This is a genomic window from Vibrio hepatarius (genome assembly GCF_018860525.1).
GTDB classification, from domain to species: domain Bacteria; phylum Pseudomonadota; class Gammaproteobacteria; order Enterobacterales; family Vibrionaceae; genus Vibrio; species Vibrio hepatarius_B.
In genome coordinates this window covers 57,381-78,068 of record NZ_JAHKPM010000029.1, presented here as the reverse complement: position 1 = coordinate 78,068, position 20,688 = coordinate 57,381, and the positions used below count along the sequence as shown (strand labels likewise).

The 20,688-nt window shown below is 41.0% G+C and carries 16 protein-coding genes; 5 read left to right on the top strand and 11 right to left on the bottom strand.

Annotation, left to right across the window (positions count from 1 at the left end):
* Position 1: 1 nt before the first annotated feature.
* Genes KO511_RS08200 through KO511_RS22520 form a run of 4 tightly spaced genes read right to left on the bottom strand, consistent with a single transcriptional unit; the run spans position 2 to position 5,149 of the window.
* Positions 2-1,405 (bottom strand): type II and III secretion system protein family protein, encoded by a 1,404-nt coding sequence (locus tag KO511_RS08200; RefSeq protein WP_215986962.1) that lies wholly within the window; start codon positions 1,403-1,405, stop codon positions 2-4.
* An 18-nt stretch (positions 1,406-1,423) separates the two neighbouring features.
* On the bottom strand, positions 1,424-2,263 hold the full coding sequence (cpaB, locus tag KO511_RS08195) for a Flp pilus assembly protein CpaB (protein WP_215986961.1): 840 nt from the start codon (positions 2,261-2,263) through the stop codon (positions 1,424-1,426).
* A gap of 21 nt (positions 2,264-2,284) precedes the next feature.
* A complete protein-coding gene (locus KO511_RS08190) occupies positions 2,285-2,467 on the bottom strand; it encodes a Flp family type IVb pilin (RefSeq protein ID WP_215986960.1) in 183 nt (60 codons plus the stop codon).
* A 39-nt stretch (positions 2,468-2,506) separates the two neighbouring features.
* Positions 2,507-5,149 (bottom strand): Lcl domain-containing protein, encoded by a 2,643-nt coding sequence (locus KO511_RS22520; RefSeq protein WP_215986959.1) that lies wholly within the window; start codon positions 5,147-5,149, stop codon positions 2,507-2,509.
* 162 nt (positions 5,150-5,311) lie between these two features.
* Between KO511_RS22520 and KO511_RS08180 the strand changes: the two genes are divergently transcribed.
* The 4 genes from KO511_RS08180 to KO511_RS08165 all read left to right on the top strand — a co-directional run bounded on the left by KO511_RS08180 (position 5,312) and on the right by KO511_RS08165 (position 11,668).
* A complete protein-coding gene (locus KO511_RS08180; protein ID WP_215986958.1) occupies positions 5,312-7,420 on the top strand; it encodes a hypothetical protein in 2,109 nt (702 codons plus the stop codon).
* A gap of 181 nt (positions 7,421-7,601) precedes the next feature.
* A complete protein-coding gene (gene nfsA / locus KO511_RS08175; protein ID WP_215986957.1) occupies positions 7,602-8,324 on the top strand; it encodes an oxygen-insensitive NADPH nitroreductase in 723 nt (240 codons plus the stop codon).
* A gap of 454 nt (positions 8,325-8,778) precedes the next feature.
* Entirely contained in the window at positions 8,779-10,530 is a 1,752-nt protein-coding gene (locus KO511_RS08170) for an SgrR family transcriptional regulator (protein ID WP_215986956.1), read from the top strand.
* A gap of 190 nt (positions 10,531-10,720) precedes the next feature.
* Positions 10,721-11,668, top strand: coding sequence for a hypothetical protein (locus KO511_RS08165; RefSeq protein WP_215986955.1), 948 nt, complete (start codon positions 10,721-10,723; stop codon positions 11,666-11,668).
* A 6-nt stretch (positions 11,669-11,674) separates the two neighbouring features.
* On the opposite strand, the gene KO511_RS08160 is transcribed toward KO511_RS08165, so the two are convergent.
* The 7 genes from KO511_RS08160 to KO511_RS08130 all read right to left on the bottom strand — a co-directional run bounded on the left by KO511_RS08160 (position 11,675) and on the right by KO511_RS08130 (position 18,981).
* A complete protein-coding gene (locus KO511_RS08160; protein ID WP_215986954.1) occupies positions 11,675-12,052 on the bottom strand; it encodes a VOC family protein in 378 nt (125 codons plus the stop codon).
* Positions 12,053-12,241: 189 nt separating this feature from the next.
* Positions 12,242-13,243 carry an HD domain-containing phosphohydrolase gene (locus tag KO511_RS08155; RefSeq protein WP_215986953.1) on the bottom strand — a complete coding sequence of 334 codons (1,002 nt, stop codon included), beginning with the start codon at positions 13,241-13,243 and terminating at the stop codon, positions 12,242-12,244.
* Positions 13,244-13,257: 14 nt separating this feature from the next.
* Positions 13,258-15,984, bottom strand: a complete 2,727-nt coding sequence (locus KO511_RS08150; RefSeq protein ID WP_215986952.1) for a response regulator — start codon at positions 15,982-15,984, stop codon at positions 13,258-13,260.
* A gap of 17 nt (positions 15,985-16,001) precedes the next feature.
* On the bottom strand, positions 16,002-16,580 hold the full coding sequence (locus tag KO511_RS08145) for a PP2C family protein-serine/threonine phosphatase (protein ID WP_215986951.1): 579 nt from the start codon (positions 16,578-16,580) through the stop codon (positions 16,002-16,004).
* Positions 16,580-16,981: an anti-sigma regulatory factor gene (locus KO511_RS08140; protein ID WP_215986950.1), complete on the bottom strand. Its 402-nt coding sequence runs from the start codon at positions 16,979-16,981 to the stop codon at positions 16,580-16,582. Before KO511_RS08140 ends, KO511_RS08145 begins: the two co-directional genes overlap by 1 nt.
* A gap of 58 nt (positions 16,982-17,039) precedes the next feature.
* Entirely contained in the window at positions 17,040-17,417 is a 378-nt protein-coding gene (locus KO511_RS08135) for an STAS domain-containing protein (protein ID WP_215986949.1), read from the bottom strand.
* On the bottom strand, positions 17,410-18,981 hold the full coding sequence (locus tag KO511_RS08130) for a PAS domain-containing protein (RefSeq protein WP_215986948.1): 1,572 nt from the start codon (positions 18,979-18,981) through the stop codon (positions 17,410-17,412). The genes KO511_RS08135 and KO511_RS08130 overlap by 8 nt, the downstream gene beginning before the upstream one ends.
* 277 nt (positions 18,982-19,258) lie before the next feature.
* On the opposite strand from KO511_RS08130, the gene KO511_RS08125 reads away from it, so the two are divergent.
* Positions 19,259-20,650, top strand: a complete 1,392-nt coding sequence (locus KO511_RS08125; RefSeq protein ID WP_215986947.1) for an HlyD family type I secretion periplasmic adaptor subunit — start codon at positions 19,259-19,261, stop codon at positions 20,648-20,650.
* The last annotated feature ends 38 nt before the right edge of the window (positions 20,651-20,688 follow it).

Below are 20,688 nucleotides of genomic sequence, written 5' to 3'. Positions count from 1 at the left end.
CTCAGTAATAGAATCCGTTATCACCCAATAAACGTGGTTTGCGGTTGTCGGTAAAAGTGGCATTACCTTCTATTGCAGTATTCTTTTTATTCGGCAATGCCAGTAATCTCTCCAAATCACTCTGGGGAATCAGGGTATCAGTAGGCAAAGTAAAATTATCGCTACGTGAAGGCTCAACCAGATAAGCCGTTGCGATAATGATCAGCTCAGTTTCTCGACGCTGATATTGATTAGAACGAAATAAAGCGCCTAGGATTGGAATATCTCCCACTCCTGGAACCTTTTGCAATTGACTGATTTCACTGCTTTGTAGTAACCCACCGAGAGCAAAACTCTGGCCACTAGCAAGTTCTATAGTGGTCGAGGCTCTGCGAGAGGTGAAAGAAGGCAGCACATTGCCATTAAACACTGCCTGATTTTCCACCGAAACACTGCTCACTTCTGGCTCTACTTTCAAACTAATTCGATCCGGACCAAGTATCACAGGCTTAAAGTTAAGATTGACACCGAAAGGACGATATTCGACCCGAGCAGTATCTCCCTGAATCAGCGGAATCGGTACCTCTCCACCAACAAGAAAGCTCGCCTCTTCGCCTGAAACCGCTGATAAATTGGGCTCTGCTAAAATGGACATATCGCCAGTAGACGCCAAAGCATCGACCAAAGCACTGAAGTTAGGTTTAGTCCAGCTACTTACACCTGATGGCTTGTTATACATAAAGCTGCCAATCACATTCTCGGCGCTACTACCTTCCCCCATCAGTGATCCCCACTTAATACCCAGTGTGTTTGAAACATTACGGGATACTTCAGCGATGCGGACACGTATATTGACCTGAGTTGGCATAGTGATCAGCAACTGGTTAATCAACTCATCATTATCTGAACTTGACTGCGTTTGCTCAGCTGAAGAATCGCTGGATTGAGATGAATCAGTATCGTTAGAGCCTTGCTGAGCGACGATCGGCGAGAGATACCCTTTAGCCACATTAACTATGCTATGTGCCATAGCAGGACTTGGTACTGAGCCTTTAAGCCATAATTTGCCACCCAGAGATTCGGTTTTCACTGATGCCTCAGGAAACTGAGCTTCAATCAAGTTATCTAGCTCCTGAGTAGCATGAACAACGCGAATCTTTTTGGTGTAAATCACCTGCTCTTTATCATTCAAAATGGTGATTGTCGCTGTGCCAGCCTGCTTACCAAAGACCATTAATTTGGTATTTGTCATTGGCTGATAATCAGCAATATGCGTGTTAGAAATGAAAATCGATTTTGCCTTTTGCGACAAACGAACCATTTGCGCTTCATTAATATTCACTTCAAGCTCAGCCGCCCATGATGGTAGTGTAAAAAACAAGCTAGGAAGCAATAACAAGCTCCACCAGCGCAATAATGTAGTCATTGGTTGTTCCTGAAATTGTTAGTTATTTTTGCTATTAGGGCGTAGCTGAATCAAGTCCACATCAGGGGCTATCAATTTGCTCTGCGAGTTGAGCTGCGTAGAAGTAATCATAGGATTTATAGAGTCGATAACATCAATCTCTCCAGCACCACGTAAAGACAAAGTCAAGCGGCCAAGTTGATTGGCGAGGACAATCTGTGTCGCTTGTTCTGGAGAGACTTCAAGCGATACAGAACTATTATCGGGTATCTTAGCTCCGTAATCTCGACGTTGTTCTTGAAACCCTTCCGATGATGACAAGTTATTGAAAGCAAGGATACGTACATTATGCGCAATAGTGCTGACATATAAGCCTTCAACTTGATTGTCATACTTTTTTAGTTCACTGAGCTTTGACGCCAACAGTAACACGTCAACTTTATCTCCCGGTTGAACAAAGCCTGAGTTGGCTGTTACTTGATCAACAGGTACTGATATGGCTCGATAACCTGACCTAACTTTGAGAGCAAGCGAGACACCGCCGCGCGGTGGGGTTAAGTCCGCAGAACTTATCACCTGACCTTTCTCAATCGCAATATGCGCAACCCCAGCAGAAAGGTGAGCAGACTCAATCTCATCTTCTGTAATATAATCTAGATAATCATCCAACTCTTTTTGTGGCATATCCTGCCAACGAAACATGGTGGCGCTATACACGCCGCCTACTCCAATATTTTGATTTGAAACTAGAACTCGCTTAAACACCGCTGCAGCTTGGTTTGCTTCCGGTGACTCAGGCGTGGGTGAATTCAAAAGTAGCAATCCTATGCCTATCCCTGACAATAAGATAGACACCAACATCAATCGCTTCGCTGTCATGACTTGTCCTTGTTTGTCTTTTTAATTGCCTGAGTCTTGAGTCTGTTCAAGTGACTCAATCACAGTGTCATAGGCGCCAACAATTGCGCGGGTTAGCTTGCCATCACTGCCACCTACAAATGACAGCAGCACCACAGACATGGCCGCGGCTAAAATAGCGTATTCAATCGCAGCTGCCCCACATTGCTTTGTATTACGTAACATTAATAAACTCCTGAAAATGCTGTTCAGTCTCATTTAGACTTAAGGTGTTGCGATAAAACGGTATAGGTATTTGTTACTATCAAGACCGAATTGGCGATCTTTCAAATTCATATGGCTAAAGCTATTATCCGACGTAGATGTAATAGAGATAAAATATGTCTCTAACATCCTCGGAGGCATGAGGTTCGGATCCACGACTTCGCTATTAATAAATACATCTCTATCTATCGGTAATAGGCTAGTTAGCTCACTAATACCCTGTAAACGCCAATTCGAAGCTCCACACACTTGGTTTGAATTCTGGCTGTTTAAACGATCCATGATCTCGCTTTGAGAAACTAATCTCTTACTATTGTCGTTATCATCAAACAACTGCCAAATATGACCTGTCACAAGGTTTTTTGCGCAGCTTGCCTCTACGCGGTTTTCCACCAACCCGCCACTTACATCTAAATATTGCCATTGATTAGGTAAAGTGTTTTCACTCACAAGACGCACTAGAGCCGCCATATTATTGGTTAGTAGGGGCTTGGACACCTCTTTGTCACTGTCATTGTATTTGTTATTGTCATTGTCATTTATTGATGCATAGGAGTAAGCCGTTTGTTTACCCTCTTTTTCTGGCTTAGAAGACCAATAATAAACTGGCTGATTGTACGGATGATTAACAAATACATTGGTGTCGATGCTAAGGCCTTTATCACTTAAATACCCGGAGGGTTTAACATACCCAGAGGCCAAGCTTTGTAGCTGGAGAATATTAGGTACTTTCCAATCACTGATCCCGCAAGGTGCCTCTTGATTGACTTTTGAAACATACCCTTTGGGGCCTAACACATTGTTACTTTCATCATGGCTGCCTTGATAAGCCAAATACTCGAGTGTGTTTGCTTCAACTGTGGGCTGAAGCATCCAGATTCTTCTTCTATCGCCCGAACCAAGCTCTAAGACGCAGCGCCAGCCTTGCTCATAAGTAGCATCTTTGGCTAAATACAGCCCTTCTTTGTCCAACTTGGCATACTGTTTACCGGCTGCATCAACAATCATGGCTTCATGTTGCGAGACAACTTCCCCTGAATTTTGTGCCTTTTCTCGTGCCTCAGTAATAAGCTGCTCTATCTTTTCCTTATCGTAGTGACTTAACAAATCGTATTTATCTATCAACGCCAAGGCACTATTACTTTTTAAGTTTGGTAGACTCTCAAGCCAAGCCGTTAGCTCAGCCCTTAATTGCTGGGAGGTAAACAAAACCTTGTGAAGACGATTTGCGCCAATCTGCTGGTTTTTACCGTCCTGTGTCGCATCCAGTGCTGCTATGCTACTGGCAATAATAGCATTTTGCTGCTGGAGCTTAGCCAGACTATCAACTGCTTGCAGCTCTTTGAGTAAGGCTGCGACGACTAAAAAGTTCTTCTCGTATTTACGCCAGTCACCAACATAGTTGCTCACCTTTAACACGAACTCTTGGCTTTTGCTGTCGCTACGATGTTTTGCCAAGACCGCTTGCTGAACAAAAAAAGTCATCGAGGGTTGGTGCCCAGAATAGATATCTTGCCATGATGCCAAGGCGCTGCTTAATAGAGTTTGATGCTGGTCGTTTTCAGCACTGAGTCTGGCGTAGTCAACTGTGGCATTGTCTAACAAGCTAAGCAGATTCACTACGGCATCACGAGCGTCTTGTATAGTGTCAGCTTGTTCATTTAATCGAACTTTCTGAGTAAGTTCAGCACCATCAATCTTATCCACCAACTGTATCCCAATTGGCAATGACCACCTGATATACAAATAGTTAGTATTCCAGATATCTAACGCCTTTACCCTTGGTACTTTAGTTTTTTCATCATCGGAAACCTTATCAAGGTAGACAACCACAAGCTGCTCTTGATCAACATGAACGACATTGCCAGCAAATTTTGACACTACAAACTCACTAAAATTGCCTAGTTCTGCTGGAAGAAGCAAAGCAGATTTAACTTCATCAATATCTGGTAGTTTCCATTCGTGGATACCGCATGCTTTTGATTGAGAAATATGCTCATTCAATAACTGGACATTGTTTTCACCCCAATTTCTCCTCTTGGCCCAAAAAATAGGCTCACCAGAACCATCTGGCTTATACTCTGCAACGCATTTAGCTTGTGTGTAGTCCCAGCCTTTATCCCCGAAGGTCACCACTTGGTTTATGTTTTTCATAGGAACAAATTGCAGCGCCACGAACTCCCCTCGACTGGTGTTGGTGGCAAAAAGAGTCTCACTAGGCGGAGATGGCATACCTTCAATAGCATCTTGCTTTACCCGTAGACCAACCTTACTTTTTGCATATGCTTGCGTGCCAATAAACTGAGGCTTGGAGATCACCATCTGCCAAGTACTTCCACCATCAATGGTATATTCATAGTGCTCAGGTTTATCAAAAGTTACTGGCGAGTTCCAGATACTCACACTAAGGTAGTCCCAATAAATCATATTTCCATAGATGGGGTTATCGTCTGATGTTGAGCGAATCACCATATTCTCTGGTGCTGGGAACTTAGGCTTACTGTTAGAAGAAACATTATCTGCGGTCGTGCTAGCAGCAAGGTTAGTAGCGTCGAGCTTAGGGTCGGACTCATTACCTCCTCCACACCCAGCAATAAAAGCCGCATAGGCCATAATTCCAAAGGTTTGAGCGACTATTTTCACGACCAATTACTCCTAAAACTTTGTGTTCCCTACAAAATCAGGCCGAGATAGTAATGCAAATGATAGTTAGTATCAATATCATTTGATCTTTTATTTGCATCAGTGATTAAATAAGCGCACACGATAACACTTTAAACCAAAATTGGTAAACAATTGATCAAAATGAACAAACTACCATCACCTCGCGCAGTTGCCATCGCTGTTTCAGCAGCAATCTCGCTTTATGGATGTGGCGGCAGTGATAGCTCAGACAGTACTTCGCCTACCACGAGCTATGCTCACTACAATCAAAAAGCATGTGCTGATACAAACTTTGATGGCCAATGCAGTCAATATGAACAAAAATTATTACTGGCCAGTGGTTACCCTAAGATGCTCAATGTTGGTGGCACTATTCTGACCGCTCCCGGCGAACTTGATATTATTTCTCCCTTTACAACCTTAATACACAGTGAAATGCTTTATAACCCCTTGGTTCAAGGGCAAGTCGTCAATGCCAAAGCATACTTACAGGCCAAATTAGGCAATTATGCTGGTGTTAATTTCGACACACTCGATATCAATTACGGGCCTAAAAATGAGAGCCAAGTCTTAACTCAATCGCTTATTCAAGCACAACAAAGCGGTCCAAGTGGCGCTTCTCCTTTGGTCAAAATCGCTCATGCTCTTGATGTGATGATAAAGCATAAAACACTTGATCTTAGCTCAATAAACTTAGACAAAGAGAGTTCACAACAGCTGAACCTTGATGGAGCAGTTCTTATACATGGGTCTCAGGAGGAAAATGGACTCAAGTCACTTAAATCGATTGCACTAAACCCAGCCAACAATAAACTCCTCTATCTCGACGACTTAGATACGGTTAAAGAACTGAGTACTTCAGTCAAAAGAGCAGCTGGCTTAGCGACTTACCAGCAAGCGCCCTCAGAGGGAGCAATAGCCCCAAGTTCAATAACAAGAACAAGTCTCAGAAGCGATGACCATCACGAATCAGACCATGATAAGGAACACGACGAGTTTGGTGGTAACGCAAGTAAACTGCCATATTTTGAAAAGGATGCTTCTCGAGAGTTAAAACAAGTATTACCTGCATTAAATGGCGTTCAATCCTATAAGCTTTATAACCCTCAAAACCACGCTATGCAGGCCGATACATGTGAAGCAAGCGGCGGCAATGGTATTTTACTGACCAGCCTACAAGATAACACTGGCCACGACAGCTCTTCAGAGGCTCCTGACCTAATCACAATTCAACCAGCTATGGCTATTGATACTATCGGCGGGGCATCTGGCAGCGAGTTACCAACCTTGCCACCCGCGCCAGTGGTAATTGAGCCCTCTTCTGCCGCCTGTTACAACGATAACTTTGAATGGATGAAGCCCCTATACAGTCAGAGTAGTATTCTAGCCCGTTGGGATAATGGCTTAGATACAAAAAAGGACCAGCTCTGGCTTTTGGATGAAATAAACCTAAATAAATTATCACTACTGGATCAAGTCTCTGAAAAAAATATTCTTGTATCTAAGGATGAACAAGACATTCTGCTCATTGCGGATAGTGACAGCCAAACAATTGGCACATTAGAAGCTAAGTTGATCCCACTGACCAATCGAAGTTTTGGCTCTCCATCAATGATCAAACTTCAGAAAGACGATAGTTACCCCATTATTACTACCGCCAGTTTCGCTGCCAACCAGCTGATTGTATTTGCCTTACAAGACGAAAATAAAACAAAGCACAAAATCACTTGGGTAAATAAAAGCGCACCGAGTAAACCCTTATATAGTATCCAAGGCCAAGGGGTTATAAAGTATTTAGAATCATCGCCCGATGGTAAGTTTACCGTTGCAGTTACGGCAAAAAATATCTACTTGCTAAATAACCAAACACAGCAAATATCAAGAACAATTGATTTTGATTCAGCTGGCATAACGAACCTATTTGTCCAAAATGATAAAGCCATTGCAGTGGGTGACGGAAAAATTGATTATTTCCAATTTGCTAATCTTTCGGGGCCAAAATTGCTGGTCGCCACTCATCTAATTACCGAAGAATTGGTTAAAAAGTGGGGCAAATCGCAAGAAGGTTCCACCACTTTGTACCAAATGCTGAGCGAGACTCCCCAGTACACTACGTTGGAAGCCCACCAAACCATTTCTCCATTCGAAAGCATTAATTTGGATTGGAATATATTACAAGGTGATGTGAAAAGTGTGGACATCAGTGGTACCTATCGAGGAGAAAAGATTATTATTACCAAGCCTCTATAATTAATGAGTGTGTTGACCTGTCCCTAAGTCGAACGTCAACACTACTTCCTTTACCAAAGGCTAGTAGCAATAAGATCAATTTATTCTATAAAATAATCCAAATTCCAGCATCCAATTACTCGACATTAGGGTTCACTACCGATATGTTTCTCAAGCATAAATATGATAACAGGACATTCTTATGACCCCAACCATAGAGACTATCTTATCCCACCGTTCTATTCGAAAATTTACTGAGCAAACGATTGAGCCAAAACAGCTCGATACCATTATTCAATCTGGGCTAGCAGCTTCCTCATCGAGCATGCTCCAAGTCGTTTCCATTATTAGAGTGACAGACCAAAGCAAACGCAAAACCTTAGCAAAATTGGCAGGAAACCAACCCTATGTGGCAAACTCAGCAGAGTTTTTAGTATTTTGTATCGATTACCACAGACACTTTGCTATCAACCCTAAAATCAATACTGAGTATACAGAACTTACTATTATAGGCGCAGTAGACTGTGGAATAATGGCGCAAAACTGCCTTTTAGCAGCTGAGTCACTTGGGTTAGGTGGTGTATATATTGGTGGTCTTCGAAATGCGGCAACTGAGGTTGATAAGCTCCTTGGTTTGCCCAAACATTGCGCCGTGTTGTTTGGTTTATGTCTTGGCTACCCTGCTCAAGATCCACAAACAAAACCCCGCTTACCAGCGAAAGTGATCATGCATGAAAACAGCTACCAAACTTTAAATTTATCCAACATTGATAGTTACGATAAAAGGATGCAAGACTACTACGCTAGCCGTAGCTCCAACCAAAAACAAAGCACTTGGTCTCAAGAAGTCACCACAAAGCTTGTTGGTGAGTCTCGTCCCCACATTAAAAACTACCTAAATAGTAAAGGGCTAACCAAGCGCTAATATCAATTTAGGTGAGATAAAAAGCAGCACTGACTTTCATGTTCTTGGGGGTGTCAGGAGCATGTTTTTTTGACAGTGCTGCATGGTTCTTTTAATCCTTGGAGTTTTTGACCTTAAACATTCTTCACTTCTTTTGGAGAAATTCTTCCTACCATTGACACAGATTAATTAAGTTAAAAATAGCAGAGCGCTCCCACTCGGATTGAGCCAGCTCTAGTCTAGCGTAATAATACGCTGTCATGTCATTATGCTTGTTCATGTACATCGCTTTATCCTCGTTGGTTGTATAAGCCATTATCAGGCTATATTAGGAAGGATAAAACTGAGCAATATGAATAATATCTTTCCTATTTTTGCTTAAAATAACAATATTAAGCATTTTATTAGCTCTAATTTGGTAAAATGCGGAAAATAAAATCTAAACCAATGCTGTATTTAGTGATTTGGAGTGTTTATGTCTGATCTTAATTTGCTACGCTACTATGTTCGACTTGAACCATTAGGCGTGGGTACAACCATAAGAACGGCTCTGCCACATGTTGCTGAACGCCTATTCACGAGTCATCGCCACGCAAGAAACTTGCTTAACCAAATGCAACAGCTAGGGTGGCTTTCTTGGTTACCCAAAGTGGGAAGGCACCAAAAATCCTCTCTAATACTTAACCTGACAACCTCAGAACTAAAATTTCAATTAGCAGGTAAGCGTGTACTGCAAGGTAAATATGAGCTTGCACTGAGTATTCTCGATAATGACACAAAAGCCTTTGGTCGCTTATTACAAAATACTTCTGGGGCCACTATGCGTGAAGGTCTGTTACATATACAGCTGACCTATAAACGCTCCTTTGAACGTTTGGTACCGCACCAATTGCAACGCTCAAGTGAACGCTATTTACTTAGGCAAATATATTGTTGTTTGGTAAGTAGCAGCGACGAAGGCCACATAAATCCTCAGCTTGCCCACCACTGGGAGTGTGATAAAAATGGTTATCAATGGACCTTTTATCTCAGGCCTGCATTGACCTTTCACAATGGAGCCTCAATTGATGCCGATAGTATCGTTAGCCTATTTGCCAAGCTATCAACTCTACCAAATTACCAAGATGAACTTGCCCATTTAGTCAGTGTCAATTCTCCGCTACCAAATAAAGTGGTGTTTGAATTTTCAAAACCGGACCTAGGCTTTGGCGGCTTGATCTCTGGTGTAAAGTACGCCATACAGCCAACCAGCCAAGTCAACAACTCTAACCATCTTACTGTGGTCGGTTCAGGACCATTTGAGGTCAGTGAACACCTAGAGGATCGTCTTTGCCTGCAAGCGTTTGAGCGCTACTATGGCTGCCGAGCCCTCACCGATCAAGTCACTATCTGGAAACTGGATGAAAAAGAACTCGCTAATAGACAGATTCAAACCAATCAACCTGGCGTGCAAACCAATAATGAGTGTGAATATCACCTTTCTCACACAGATGATGCACAACATAACAGTAACAGTCAGAAATCACGCCTAGAAGATGGATGTATGCTGGTGTTATTCAATAAATCCGCTCCCTTTGCGCTTGATAATAACCAAAAGCGCTATTTATCATGCATACTCAATCCACAGCGTGTTTATGACCAGCTCAAACTTAACCAGACACTTTTTGGTTGCAGCCACGCATACAACATACTCCCTGGATGGCCACCAGTGCTAAGACCACCAATGCCAGAAGCCAACCGGCCACCACATATCGACATTGCTGTCTATGACTACAAAGCGCTAATAGACTGTGCTCTAGCAATTAAGAGCATATTAGATAAACTGGGTATTAAAACTAAGGTCAGCATCTATTCTTATCGCAAGCTTTATGAAATGGCGCAAAACAAACAGTTAACCGAAGCGCTAGTAGTGACCAATATTAACTTGGATGACAACAAACATTCTTCAGCCTTTTACAATTTATATCATAACCCCGTTCTTCACTATTGTATCGGCGAGCAAGCGAAATGTTGGCTAATCGCTTCACTTGAGAGTATTCGCGAACAGACTCCTCTGGATAAATACCTTGATGCCATAGAACTCATTGCATCGACATTGATCCATCAGTACTGGCTAACCCCCCTATTTCACCATCGTCAGACACTTCGCTTTCATGGTGTTCTTAAAAATGTTGAGCTGACCAATTGGGGCTGGCCAGACATTAAAAACGTGTGGTCAACAGACTAAAACGACTAAACGAAGTTATGTGTTTTTGGCTCAAATAATGTTTTAACACTCATCAATAAAAGGCTAATTTAAGTCAGGTATCACGTAATATGAACAAACGTTTTATCTTGAGCTGGGAGTTTGAAATCTGTCACAAGACATCCCTTGAATTTCAAACTTGATTACGTATCTTTACATAACAAACCACTGTATGGATAAACAGTTGAAGGGAACTAAATTTCAATTTCACTATTATTTTAATGATGATTCTCATTCGATGGATGCCATGGTACGCAATCAGTGCGAGATTGAGATCCTTTCAATACTTTATGAAATCGCAAATCTACTCGATGCTCCTATCAAGATAGAAAGTGAAGCACATCAAGAAGGAGGATTACGTGATATTTGGAAGTTAGCCAATGCAAATGCTGGGGTTTTATCTGTCATTGTCGGAGTCGCTTCCATTGCCATACCCTTATTACCCAAATCAGATTCAGAGTTAGAACGTCTCCAAAAAGAAGATTTACACCTTAGTATCCAAGAGCGAAAGCTGAGGATAAAAATCCTTAAACAACAGGTTAACGCCAATAAGGTAGAACCAAAAATGATTGAAAAAATGGCAGATGTGGTTAATGAAAACTATAAAATTATTACACGTCGTTCCAATCTCTTTAAACATTTATGCGCGTACCCCAAAGTTAGCAAGGTCGGTGTAAATGGGCTTAATTATAATGGCATACCTTCAGCTCCTGAGTCTCTAATTTTACGCTCTGCGTTTAAAAAATTTGTACTACCTTCTCATAGACTTCCGATACGAACCGTTGATAACGCCATAATTGAAATCATCTCTCCTGTACTCAGGCAAGGTAGGTATAAGTGGAAAGGAATATGGCAAGGTCAAAATATTCATTTTGCTATGTGTGATAAATGCTTCATACAAGATGTCTTAAACCAGAAAATGAGCTTTAAAAGTGGTTCAATTATCCGATGCGTCCTAAGTATTCGATCTAAGCTGGATCACATCGGAGATATTGTTATTACAGGTTACTCTGTAGAGACTGTTCTTTCCTTTGGCATTGATGAAACACCACAAAGTAGAGTGCATCGCCATCAAAGTAACTTAGAAAAAGCGCAGGGCGATCTCTTTGCAAGTAATTGAACTCTTTTATAACTCAGCTACTTTTGGGCTAAAGACTCGAATACGATGACCATCAGGATCTATTGCCACAAAATTAACGCCAAACGACAATTGTATTGGATGCTGAGCAAATTCAACCAATTGACCTTTCCAGCTTTGATAGAGTTGCTGAAGCTTTATCGAGTCTGAAACTACAACAGATAATTCACTACCGCCCCCTGTAATACTGCTTACGGGCGTTAAGTCTGTATTTTGTTTTAGTGTCACTGTGATATTATTTGCAAAATTAATCGCAACAAAAGTGGGGGATAAGATTGTCGACTCACACCCAAGCACTTGGGTGTAAAACCGTTGGCTAACCTCAATATCTTTAACATAAAGAACTACAGAATCAATAGTAAGCATTTCATTTCCTTGAACTGGTAAAGTCAGTGAACAATGGCATTAATATAATCCATACCATTGTCAAAACCTGTCAGGAGAGTTGTATTAGATGTTAAGCAAAAACAGTTGAGGCTATATTAAGTAAATAAGGCAACACATACTTTAAAGCCGATATGTAATGATTAAAAGCTTAGTTAGAAGCATAAAGATCTACTCAATAGAATTTTCATCTTTAAGGCTCCATTTGTGGTAGATTTCCCTGATCTCATCCTCTAGGCCTAAAAAAATCTCTACTAAATCTGGATCAAAGTGTGAACCAGAATTATTTTTAATTTCAATCAGCGCTTCTTCTATTGACCAAGCTTTTTTGTAAGGTCGCTCCATAGTTAGAGCATCAAATACATCGCAAATAGCTACAATCCTTGCACCTTGTGGTATCTGTTGACCCACTAAACCTTCAGGATATCCGGTACCATCCCAACGTTCATGATGCGATTTTGCGACGTCTGCGCCTAATTGGAATACAGGGTTAGAAGACATAGATAATATTTCGTGTCCAATCTCTGAATGTTTCTTCATAACCACCCATTCATCATCATCCAACCCTCTTGGGGCTTTTAGGATCGCATCAGGTATGCCGATTTTACCAGTGTCATGTAATGGTGCAGCCAGCTCCAACCGGTTATAATTTTCATAATCCCAACCCACAGCTTTCGCCAATAATTTACAATACTCCGCCATACGCCAAATATGGCTGCCAGTATCGGTATCGTTATAGTGACCAGCGACACCCAGCATTCGAATCGCTGATAGCGCCAAGGAATCAACTTCAGCCAACCGTGTGAGTGAGAGGTGAGTCGCCACACGTCTAAGTACAATAGCTGGGGAGAATGGCTTCGTAATATAATCAACGGCCCCTAGGTCAAAACCCATTGACTGATCGTCGGTATCATCCTTGGCAGAAATAAAAATAACAGGAATATGAGAGGTCTCAGGGTTACGCTTTAGCCTGCGGCAGACTTCAAAGCCATCCATCTCTGGCATCATGATATCGAGTAAAATGATATTAGGTTGAGGAGATGTACTGGCCAGTTTTAACGCTTTCTCACCGTTTGTTGCAGCTCTGACCGAGTAATTTCCTTTCTCCAATACACTTTTTAGAATACGGATGTTATCTGGAACATCATCAACAACTAGGATAGTTTTGTCCATTTTTATCTCTTACTTTATCCTTGTAGACTGGATAACATTTCATCCACGCATTTTAGCGCTTCATCACTATCATATATTTCAACGGCATCATTCAAGCGTTCAATATCACCATCCGCTACATGTCCTTGTAACATTGCAATTAGATTTGCTATGCTGTCTTCTTCAAATTCCCCTAATTCAAGCTGCTCTCTGATCTGTGCGCTAAGTGCTGTCACAACTTTACGATCAAATTTTTGAACATTAACTGGCGAAACTTCTGGCTGAGGTTCGATTAAAGCAATCGCTTTTAGGACTTGCTGTAATGCCGATGAAAGTTCGTTCCATGACTCCGGAGAAACATCTTTGTCTTGGTGCTTAAATGCTTGCTCAAAAATAAAAGCAACTTGAGATAAGCGATGCGCGCCTAAAGAAGCAGAAGCTCCTTTCAAGGTATGGGCTGTAATTTCACCCTGGCCATAGTCTTTATCTGCCCATGAGGTATTCAATTCACTGAATGTGTTGTGATTATTTTTTGAAAAACTATTGAGAAGCTTAGTGAACAGTATTCTGTCATCATTGACTCTAGAGAGACCTTCTTCAACATCAATGCCAGGTAACTCAGGAAATGCAACATGATCTGTAGTATCATCACTCTGCTGCGGAGATGTAAACTCAAAATTGTCATCTTTAAATTTAGGATCGATCCATTTAAGTAACTTGCTATACAGCTCACTAGTGTCTATGGGTTTAGCAATATGGTCGTTCATACCGGCTTCAGCGCACCGCTCTCGATCCTGTTGCATTGCATTAGCCGTCATAGCTATGATAGGCATCTCTTTGTGAGTGGGTTGTTCACGAAGCACTCTTGCTGCTTCTAAACCATCCATTACTGGCATTTGTAAGTCCATTAAGATGATGGAAAATTTCCCATCAAGTGCCTTGTCTACTCCTTCTTTGCCGTTGTTCGCCACTTCAACATTAAGACCAACACTTTCAAGAAGCTCAATAGCAATAATTTGGTTAACCTCATTATCCTCTACTAGAAGCACTGGCGCACCACGAACTGAAGCAAAGCTATCGTATAAGGCTTCACTCTCATTATTTTGACTAATGCTGTCAGAAACCACAGCTTTACCCATAACCTCCATAACAGTATCCAATAGTGCTGAAGCACTAACAGGTTTCACCAAGAAACCATCAATTTTTGCTTCAGACGCTTGTAGAACCACTTCTTCTCTTCCATAAGCGGTCATCAGAATAATTTTGGGGGGGCAATCGAGTGTCTTGATAATTTCAGATGCCTTAATACCATTCATTTCTGGCATTTGCCAGTCCATAACAACAAGTTCATAAGGGCTATCTTCAGACATTGCTTTCTTAACCATATCAATGGCTTCAAATCCATTTACTGCGGTTGAAATGTCAAGAGAGTAGGAGTTAAGTAGTTCTTTGTTAATCTCGCGAGCGCTTTTATTGTCATCAACAACCAGCACTTTCATACCTTTGAGCTTTTTCCAATTGTAGATGCGCTCTTGCTGGTTTTCGATCTCTGTATCAAGAACACCAAACTCAGCGGTAAAGATAAAGCTACTCCCTTCTTGATAAACACTTTCTACCCAAATATCACCCTTCATCAGGTGCACCAAATTCTGACAGATACTTAAACCTAAACCAGTACCTCCGTATTTACGAGTCGTTGAAGTATCGGCCTGACTAAACGCACTAAAAAGCTTTTGTATCTGTTCTGGTTTTAATCCTATACCGGTATCTTTGATTTCAAATTGTAATTTAACCCATTCATTTAACTGCTCGCAATTTGTGACCTTAACAATGATCTCTCCTTGCTCAGTAAACTTAATCGCATTATTGCAAAGGTTAGTGAGTATTTGACCAAGACGTAAAGGATCCCCGACCAAAGAATTGGGCAACTCAGGTGGAGTCGAGAAAATGACCTCCAACCCCTTTTCTTGTGCTTTGAGAGTGATTATTGTGCATAAATCATCAAACACCTTATCAAGTTGAAAGGGTATTGACTCCATTTCCATTTTACCCGCTTCAATTTTAGAGATATCAAGAATGTCATTTATAATACCCAACAATGCACGACCTGCTGAGTTTATCTTGCTAACGTAATCATGCTGTTTTGACGTCAATTGGGTCTTTAAAACCAACTCACTTAGGCCAATCACCGCATTCATCGGGGTACGTATTTCATGGCTCATATTAGCGAGAAAATCCCCTTTGGCTACATCTGCTTCTTTGGTTTTCTCTAAAGATATTTCTAATTCACGCATTAGTTCTTGCTGCGAAAGCTGATTAAGCTTCTTACGTTGAATATCGACATATTCTTTAGGATAAAAATGTGGACTGGGAAAACGTTTAAATGCCGTCAGCGTACAGGAATGGTTACTCGCCGTCTCGAGCGTAAAATAATCAAATATGTAGTCGTAATTCATTGAAGTAACAGAACCAACGGCACTGTTAATCTCCAGTTCAATTCCCCAGCGGTCTGCATGACGAGAGAAAAAAAGAGCAACATTAAAACTGTCACAAGTAGATAACACCTTATGACAGACTTCAGAAACAGCTGTCGTAAAACGCACTGAATTGACCCTAGAAAACTGGAAGTCTAGAGCAAGCCTCTTTACCTTGTTTCTAAAATCAACAATAGATGGGCTATCTTCAATACTGTATTCAGCAAGCTTAATGCTGTCTTCCTTAGACGCTTGCTCCATTTCTTTTATGATGGTTTCGAGATTCATAGTCCATTTCCGAGTTCTCAATTAACCCGGATGACTAGACAAGTTGCATCATCTGATGCTTTTGCAAATTTCCGAGTGATATTTTGGGCAATAGTTTCAGCATTATCAGTATAGATGTTCGGATAATCTTTTGGATCAAAATTACTCATAATTCCATCAGAATAAAGGATCAATATTTCTCCAGGTACCAGTTGAACTGTATTTTTGACAGGTGTACGTATCTGATAACCAAGTACCCCTTGCTGGCAGATAAACCTTTGAACTTCCTTGCCAACTTTGCACATGAATATATTTCCAATGCCCACATAATCAAAACGTAATGAGTTCAGATCCAAATTAGCAATTATGGCAACACCACCGTTCGTGCTGCGCAAGTTGCTGTGTAATTTTTCCATCAAAGCGGGCAGATCTGTCTGGTAAGATTGTTTCAAAAAGCTTCTTGTTGTACTGGCAATACTATGGGCACTTTTCCCATGACCAGCACCATCGAACAAGCTAATAAAATAGCCATCACCATTCTGCTGATAAAAAGCATCATCTCCGTTGACTTCTTCGAGTGGTTTTTCACCTATCGCTATCTCAATTTTTTCAGCCATTATCTACGCCATTTCCTTACCGTCACTTCAGTGCCAACACCAATTTCGGTTTCTATTTGCAGTGAGTCCATTAATCTCTGAGTGCCAGGTAAGCCAACTCCCATAGTGCCGTGTGTACTGTAATTATCACTCAAGGCTTTTTGCACATCATGTATACCGCCACCACTATCTTTGGCAACGATTTCAACTCCAGTTCTTTTGTCATCTTCTAGATATTTTAAATACAACACTCCATGACCTGCATGATTAAGAATATTACGTGTCAGTTCACTAACTGCTATTGAAATCATGTATTGATCGACTGTCGAAAAACCAAGTTTTAAAGCAAATTTTTTCGCGTCCAAGCTAGCGTATCCAACGTCAGAGTCAGTCTCTATGTCTATTTTGATAATATTATCCAATTCTAATCCAACCTCCGATTCAGAAATAAAAGGCACTCACTCTACATTCTTCATCGTTTTATTTGTGATAATTGAGTAGGTAATCTAAAGCCCCCTCCATATTCCTTTTAGTCTTTAGATTGGTGGTGTCCATATTTGAATCTATCATCGAAGCAATAATGCCTGGGCTTAAACCAGTTACTGCTACATGAGAACCCATTACTTGGATCATATTGGCCGATTTGATGAAAACATCCCATAGAGAACTATCAACAATATCTACCCCAGAGAAATCAATAATCACACCAGCCACATGACGAGAGCCTAGCGTGTCCAAAATAACTTCTTGAACTCTTTTAGCATCCTCAATAGACAATTCATCTTGTATGGGGACAATCAAGCAACGACTCATGTTATGAGTCACCACTTTGATCATGTTTTCTGCCGTACTACTCATGCCATGATTCCTGATGTTCATCACTTTGAATCAAGGTGTAACCGGCAATTTTAAACGAGTTGTTAACACCCTCTTTTAAGGTAGACTGAGTCACAACATCGTTTAACTCAATGCCAAGATTAACTATTGCTTGAGCAACAACGGGAGAAATACCTGTCACTATACAAACACAGCCCATAAGCCGCGTTGCTTTAGCCACTTTCAGAAGGTGATTGGCTACAGCGCTGTCTACCGTAGGTACGCCTTGTATATCTATCACTATCACACGTGCTTCATAATCAATCACTTTTTGCAACACTGCTTCCATAATCATCTGGATCCGGTTTGAATCAATTAATCCAATCACAGGTAACATCAGTACTTTATCCCAAAGCTGCATGACTGGAGTCGACATCTCCATGATCATTGATGCCTGCTTAGCACGTTCTTCAGACATTTTTTTTCTTTCCGTAATATCTGAAGCCACTTTAAGTACTTTGTATGGTTCACCTTTAAGATCTAATACTGGGTTATAAGTTGCTTGGATAAATACCTCACGACCATTTTTGGCAATACGTTTAAATTCTCCTGACACAAACTGCCCTGAGCCAAGTTCACGCCAAAACTCTCTGTACTGCTCTGTCTCACTGTATTCACGCTCACAAAATAGTCGGTGATGCTTGCCTTGAATTTCAGCAAGGCTGTATCCTATGAGATTCAAGAAATTTTGGTTAGCGGTAAGAATAGTCCCATCAAGATTAAATTCTATTGTGCCGAGTGATTTATCAATAGCATCGGCTTTAGCCTGTGCTTCATTAGTAACAGTTTTAAATTCCGTAATATCTGAAGCGACTTTCAATACTTTTACTAGCTTGCCCTGCTCGTTGAATACAGGATTATACGTTGCCTGAATAAAGACGATACCCCCGCCCTTTGCCACACGAATAAATTCACCTGAACTGAACTCACCTTTGCCCAAGCTATCCCAGAACTGGCTGTATTCGACACTTTGGCGATATTGCTCTTCACAAAAAATCCTGTGGTGTTTTCCTTTGATTTCATCAAGAGAATAATGCATTAAATCAAGAAAGTTCTGGTTAGCGGTGATAATCGTGCCGTCTAGATTAAACTCAATCGTAGCCAATGATTTGTTGATGGCCTCAGTATGAGCTTTTGCCTTTAGACTAAGCAGTTTATTTTCCGTAATATCTGTCGCAATCTTGATGACTCTTATGGGCTTACCGCTGTTATCGAACACAGGATTATAAGTCGCTTGAAGGTAGATATCTTTGCCACTTTTGGCCACTCTTTTGTACTCACCGGAGTCAAACTCACCTTTACCCAATTTACTCCAAAAGTCTTTATAAGCACGGCTGCGAGCATGCGCTGGTTGGACAAATATTCTGTGATGCTTGCCTTTTATTTCATCAAGCGTGTAACCAACCACATCTAGGAAGTTCTGATTAGCATTGTAAATAGTACCATCGAGCTCAAATTCTATTACACCCTGAGATCTGCTGATTGCATTGTGTACACTCTCATATAATGCTGCTTCAGAATCAAAACCTTTATTCGTTTTTTTCATCGACACTCCTTGAATTCACTTTACCGAACAGAAATACCTAAACAACTCGATGGTATTAATCACTCAACTATAGAATAAGCCAGCAAAAACAGCCTACCTCAAATCAAATCACCAGCAAATATTAGCCAATATTTACACATATAACTCAACGCACAAATTGCACATTTTCTTTTATTTAAATACTTGATACACCAATAACTTACTACTGCAATCTAGTAAAATTAGCTATTCTTAAAACAAAACTAGTGAGATACGAAAGAATAATGGGAATAATTGAATGACTCAGGGTAACTACAACAAGCTTTCTGACAGTGAACTTGAGTATGTGGATGATAAAACTGCCGCACTATTATTAAATACGCCCAGTAGTGCTCGTATTATGCTTTGGGTAATGTTGCTGTTTTTAATCCTAGCGGGTATTTGGGCTTCATGGGCAAAAATAGATAAAGTGACCGTAGGGGAAGGTAAGGTAGTCCCCTCTTCTCAAGTACAAATAGTACAGAATCTAGAAGGAGGGCTTGTTAAAGAAATCTTAGTTCGTGAAGGTCAGTCGGTTCAAAAAGGCCAACAGCTACTTTTAATTGATGACACGCGTTTTAAGTCCGACTTTCGCGAACGTGAGCAGCAAATCGCTAACCTAACCGCGAGCGTTTTACAGTTATCTGCATCCATCACCAGCGTTACCGTCAATAAAAAATTCGATCAAAAATCTTGGCAAAAACGTGTCCAGATTAACTTTAATAAATTAGCCTTCCCTCCTTCTTTATCTGAAAGACAACCACAACTGGTCGCCAGACAACGCGCCGAATACCAACAAGATCTGAATAATTTAAGTAATCGGCTTTCGCTAATTGATCAGCAAGTGAAGCAAAAGCAACAAGACTTGGTTGAAATCCAAGCTCGTGTGGAAAACTTACGTGAAAGTTATAACTTTGCTCTTAAAGAACTAGACATCACTAAGCCACTCGCAGACGAAGGTGTAGTCCCACAAATAGAACTATTGAAATTACAAAGACAGGTCAACGATACACAAACAGAAATGACCTCAAGTGAACTTAAGGTCCCTGTACTACAATCGGCCATTCAAGAGGCCATGTTAAATCGCATTGATGCTGCTCAGAAATTTCGCTCAGAACAACAGGAAAAGCTCAACCAAGCTCAGGATAAACTCTCCTCACTTACTGAATCCAGTGTAGGCTTAGAGGATAGAGTAAACCGAACCATCGTTATTTCACCCGTGATGGGAACCGTTAAAACACTCAATGTGAATACCGTAGGTGGCGTAATACAGCCAGGTATGGATATAGTAGAAATAGTGCCTAGCGAAGATACTTTGCTCGTTGAAGCAAAAATTGCCCCACAGGACATTGCTTTTTTGCGGCCAAACTTAAATGCCATTGTCAAATTTAGTGCTTACGACTTTACTAAATATGGTGGCCTAGAGGGTAAGCTCGAACACATCAGTGCTGACACAACAACAGATGAAGAAGGCAATAGCTATTATCTTGTTAGAGTAAGAACGAAGGAAACGAGTCTTAACAATGATGTCTCACTCCCTATCATTCCAGGTATGACAGCATCAGTGGATATCATTACAGGAAAGAGAACCGTTATGGAATACTTACTTAAGCCGATTCTCGGCGCCAAAAATAACGCATTAAAGGAATAAATATGCTCAGCACTCGACCCAAATATTCACCTAAAATG

What these genes read in the sequence shown, in the direction of transcription:
- KO511_RS08160 (WP_215986954.1), bottom strand. Translation starts at nt 12,052, where the DNA reads ATGCTTACTATTGATTCTGTAGTTCTTTATGTTAAAGATATTGAGGTT.
- KO511_RS08130 (WP_215986948.1), bottom strand. Translation starts at nt 18,981, where the DNA reads ATGAAAAAAACGAATAAAGGTTTTGATTCTGAAGCAGCATTATATGAG.
- KO511_RS08145 (WP_215986951.1), bottom strand. Translation starts at nt 16,580, where the DNA reads ATGGCTGAAAAAATTGAGATAGCGATAGGTGAAAAACCACTCGAAGAA.
- KO511_RS08150 (WP_215986952.1), bottom strand. Translation starts at nt 15,984, where the DNA reads ATGAATCTCGAAACCATCATAAAAGAAATGGAGCAAGCGTCTAAGGAA.
- KO511_RS08190 (WP_215986960.1), bottom strand. Translation starts at nt 2,467, where the DNA reads ATGTTACGTAATACAAAGCAATGTGGGGCAGCTGCGATTGAATACGCT.
- KO511_RS08180 (WP_215986958.1), top strand. Translation starts at nt 5,312, where the DNA reads ATGAACAAACTACCATCACCTCGCGCAGTTGCCATCGCTGTTTCAGCA.
- nfsA (WP_215986957.1), top strand. Translation starts at nt 7,602, where the DNA reads ATGACCCCAACCATAGAGACTATCTTATCCCACCGTTCTATTCGAAAA.
- KO511_RS08135 (WP_215986949.1), bottom strand. Translation starts at nt 17,417, where the DNA reads ATGAGTAGTACGGCAGAAAACATGATCAAAGTGGTGACTCATAACATG.
- KO511_RS08200 (WP_215986962.1), bottom strand. Translation starts at nt 1,405, where the DNA reads ATGACTACATTATTGCGCTGGTGGAGCTTGTTATTGCTTCCTAGCTTG.
- cpaB (WP_215986961.1), bottom strand. Translation starts at nt 2,263, where the DNA reads ATGACAGCGAAGCGATTGATGTTGGTGTCTATCTTATTGTCAGGGATA.
- KO511_RS08165 (WP_215986955.1), top strand. Translation starts at nt 10,721, where the DNA reads ATGGATAAACAGTTGAAGGGAACTAAATTTCAATTTCACTATTATTTT.
- KO511_RS08155 (WP_215986953.1), bottom strand. Translation starts at nt 13,243, where the DNA reads ATGGACAAAACTATCCTAGTTGTTGATGATGTTCCAGATAACATCCGT.
- KO511_RS08125 (WP_215986947.1), top strand. Translation starts at nt 19,259, where the DNA reads ATGACTCAGGGTAACTACAACAAGCTTTCTGACAGTGAACTTGAGTAT.
- KO511_RS08170 (WP_215986956.1), top strand. Translation starts at nt 8,779, where the DNA reads ATGTCTGATCTTAATTTGCTACGCTACTATGTTCGACTTGAACCATTA.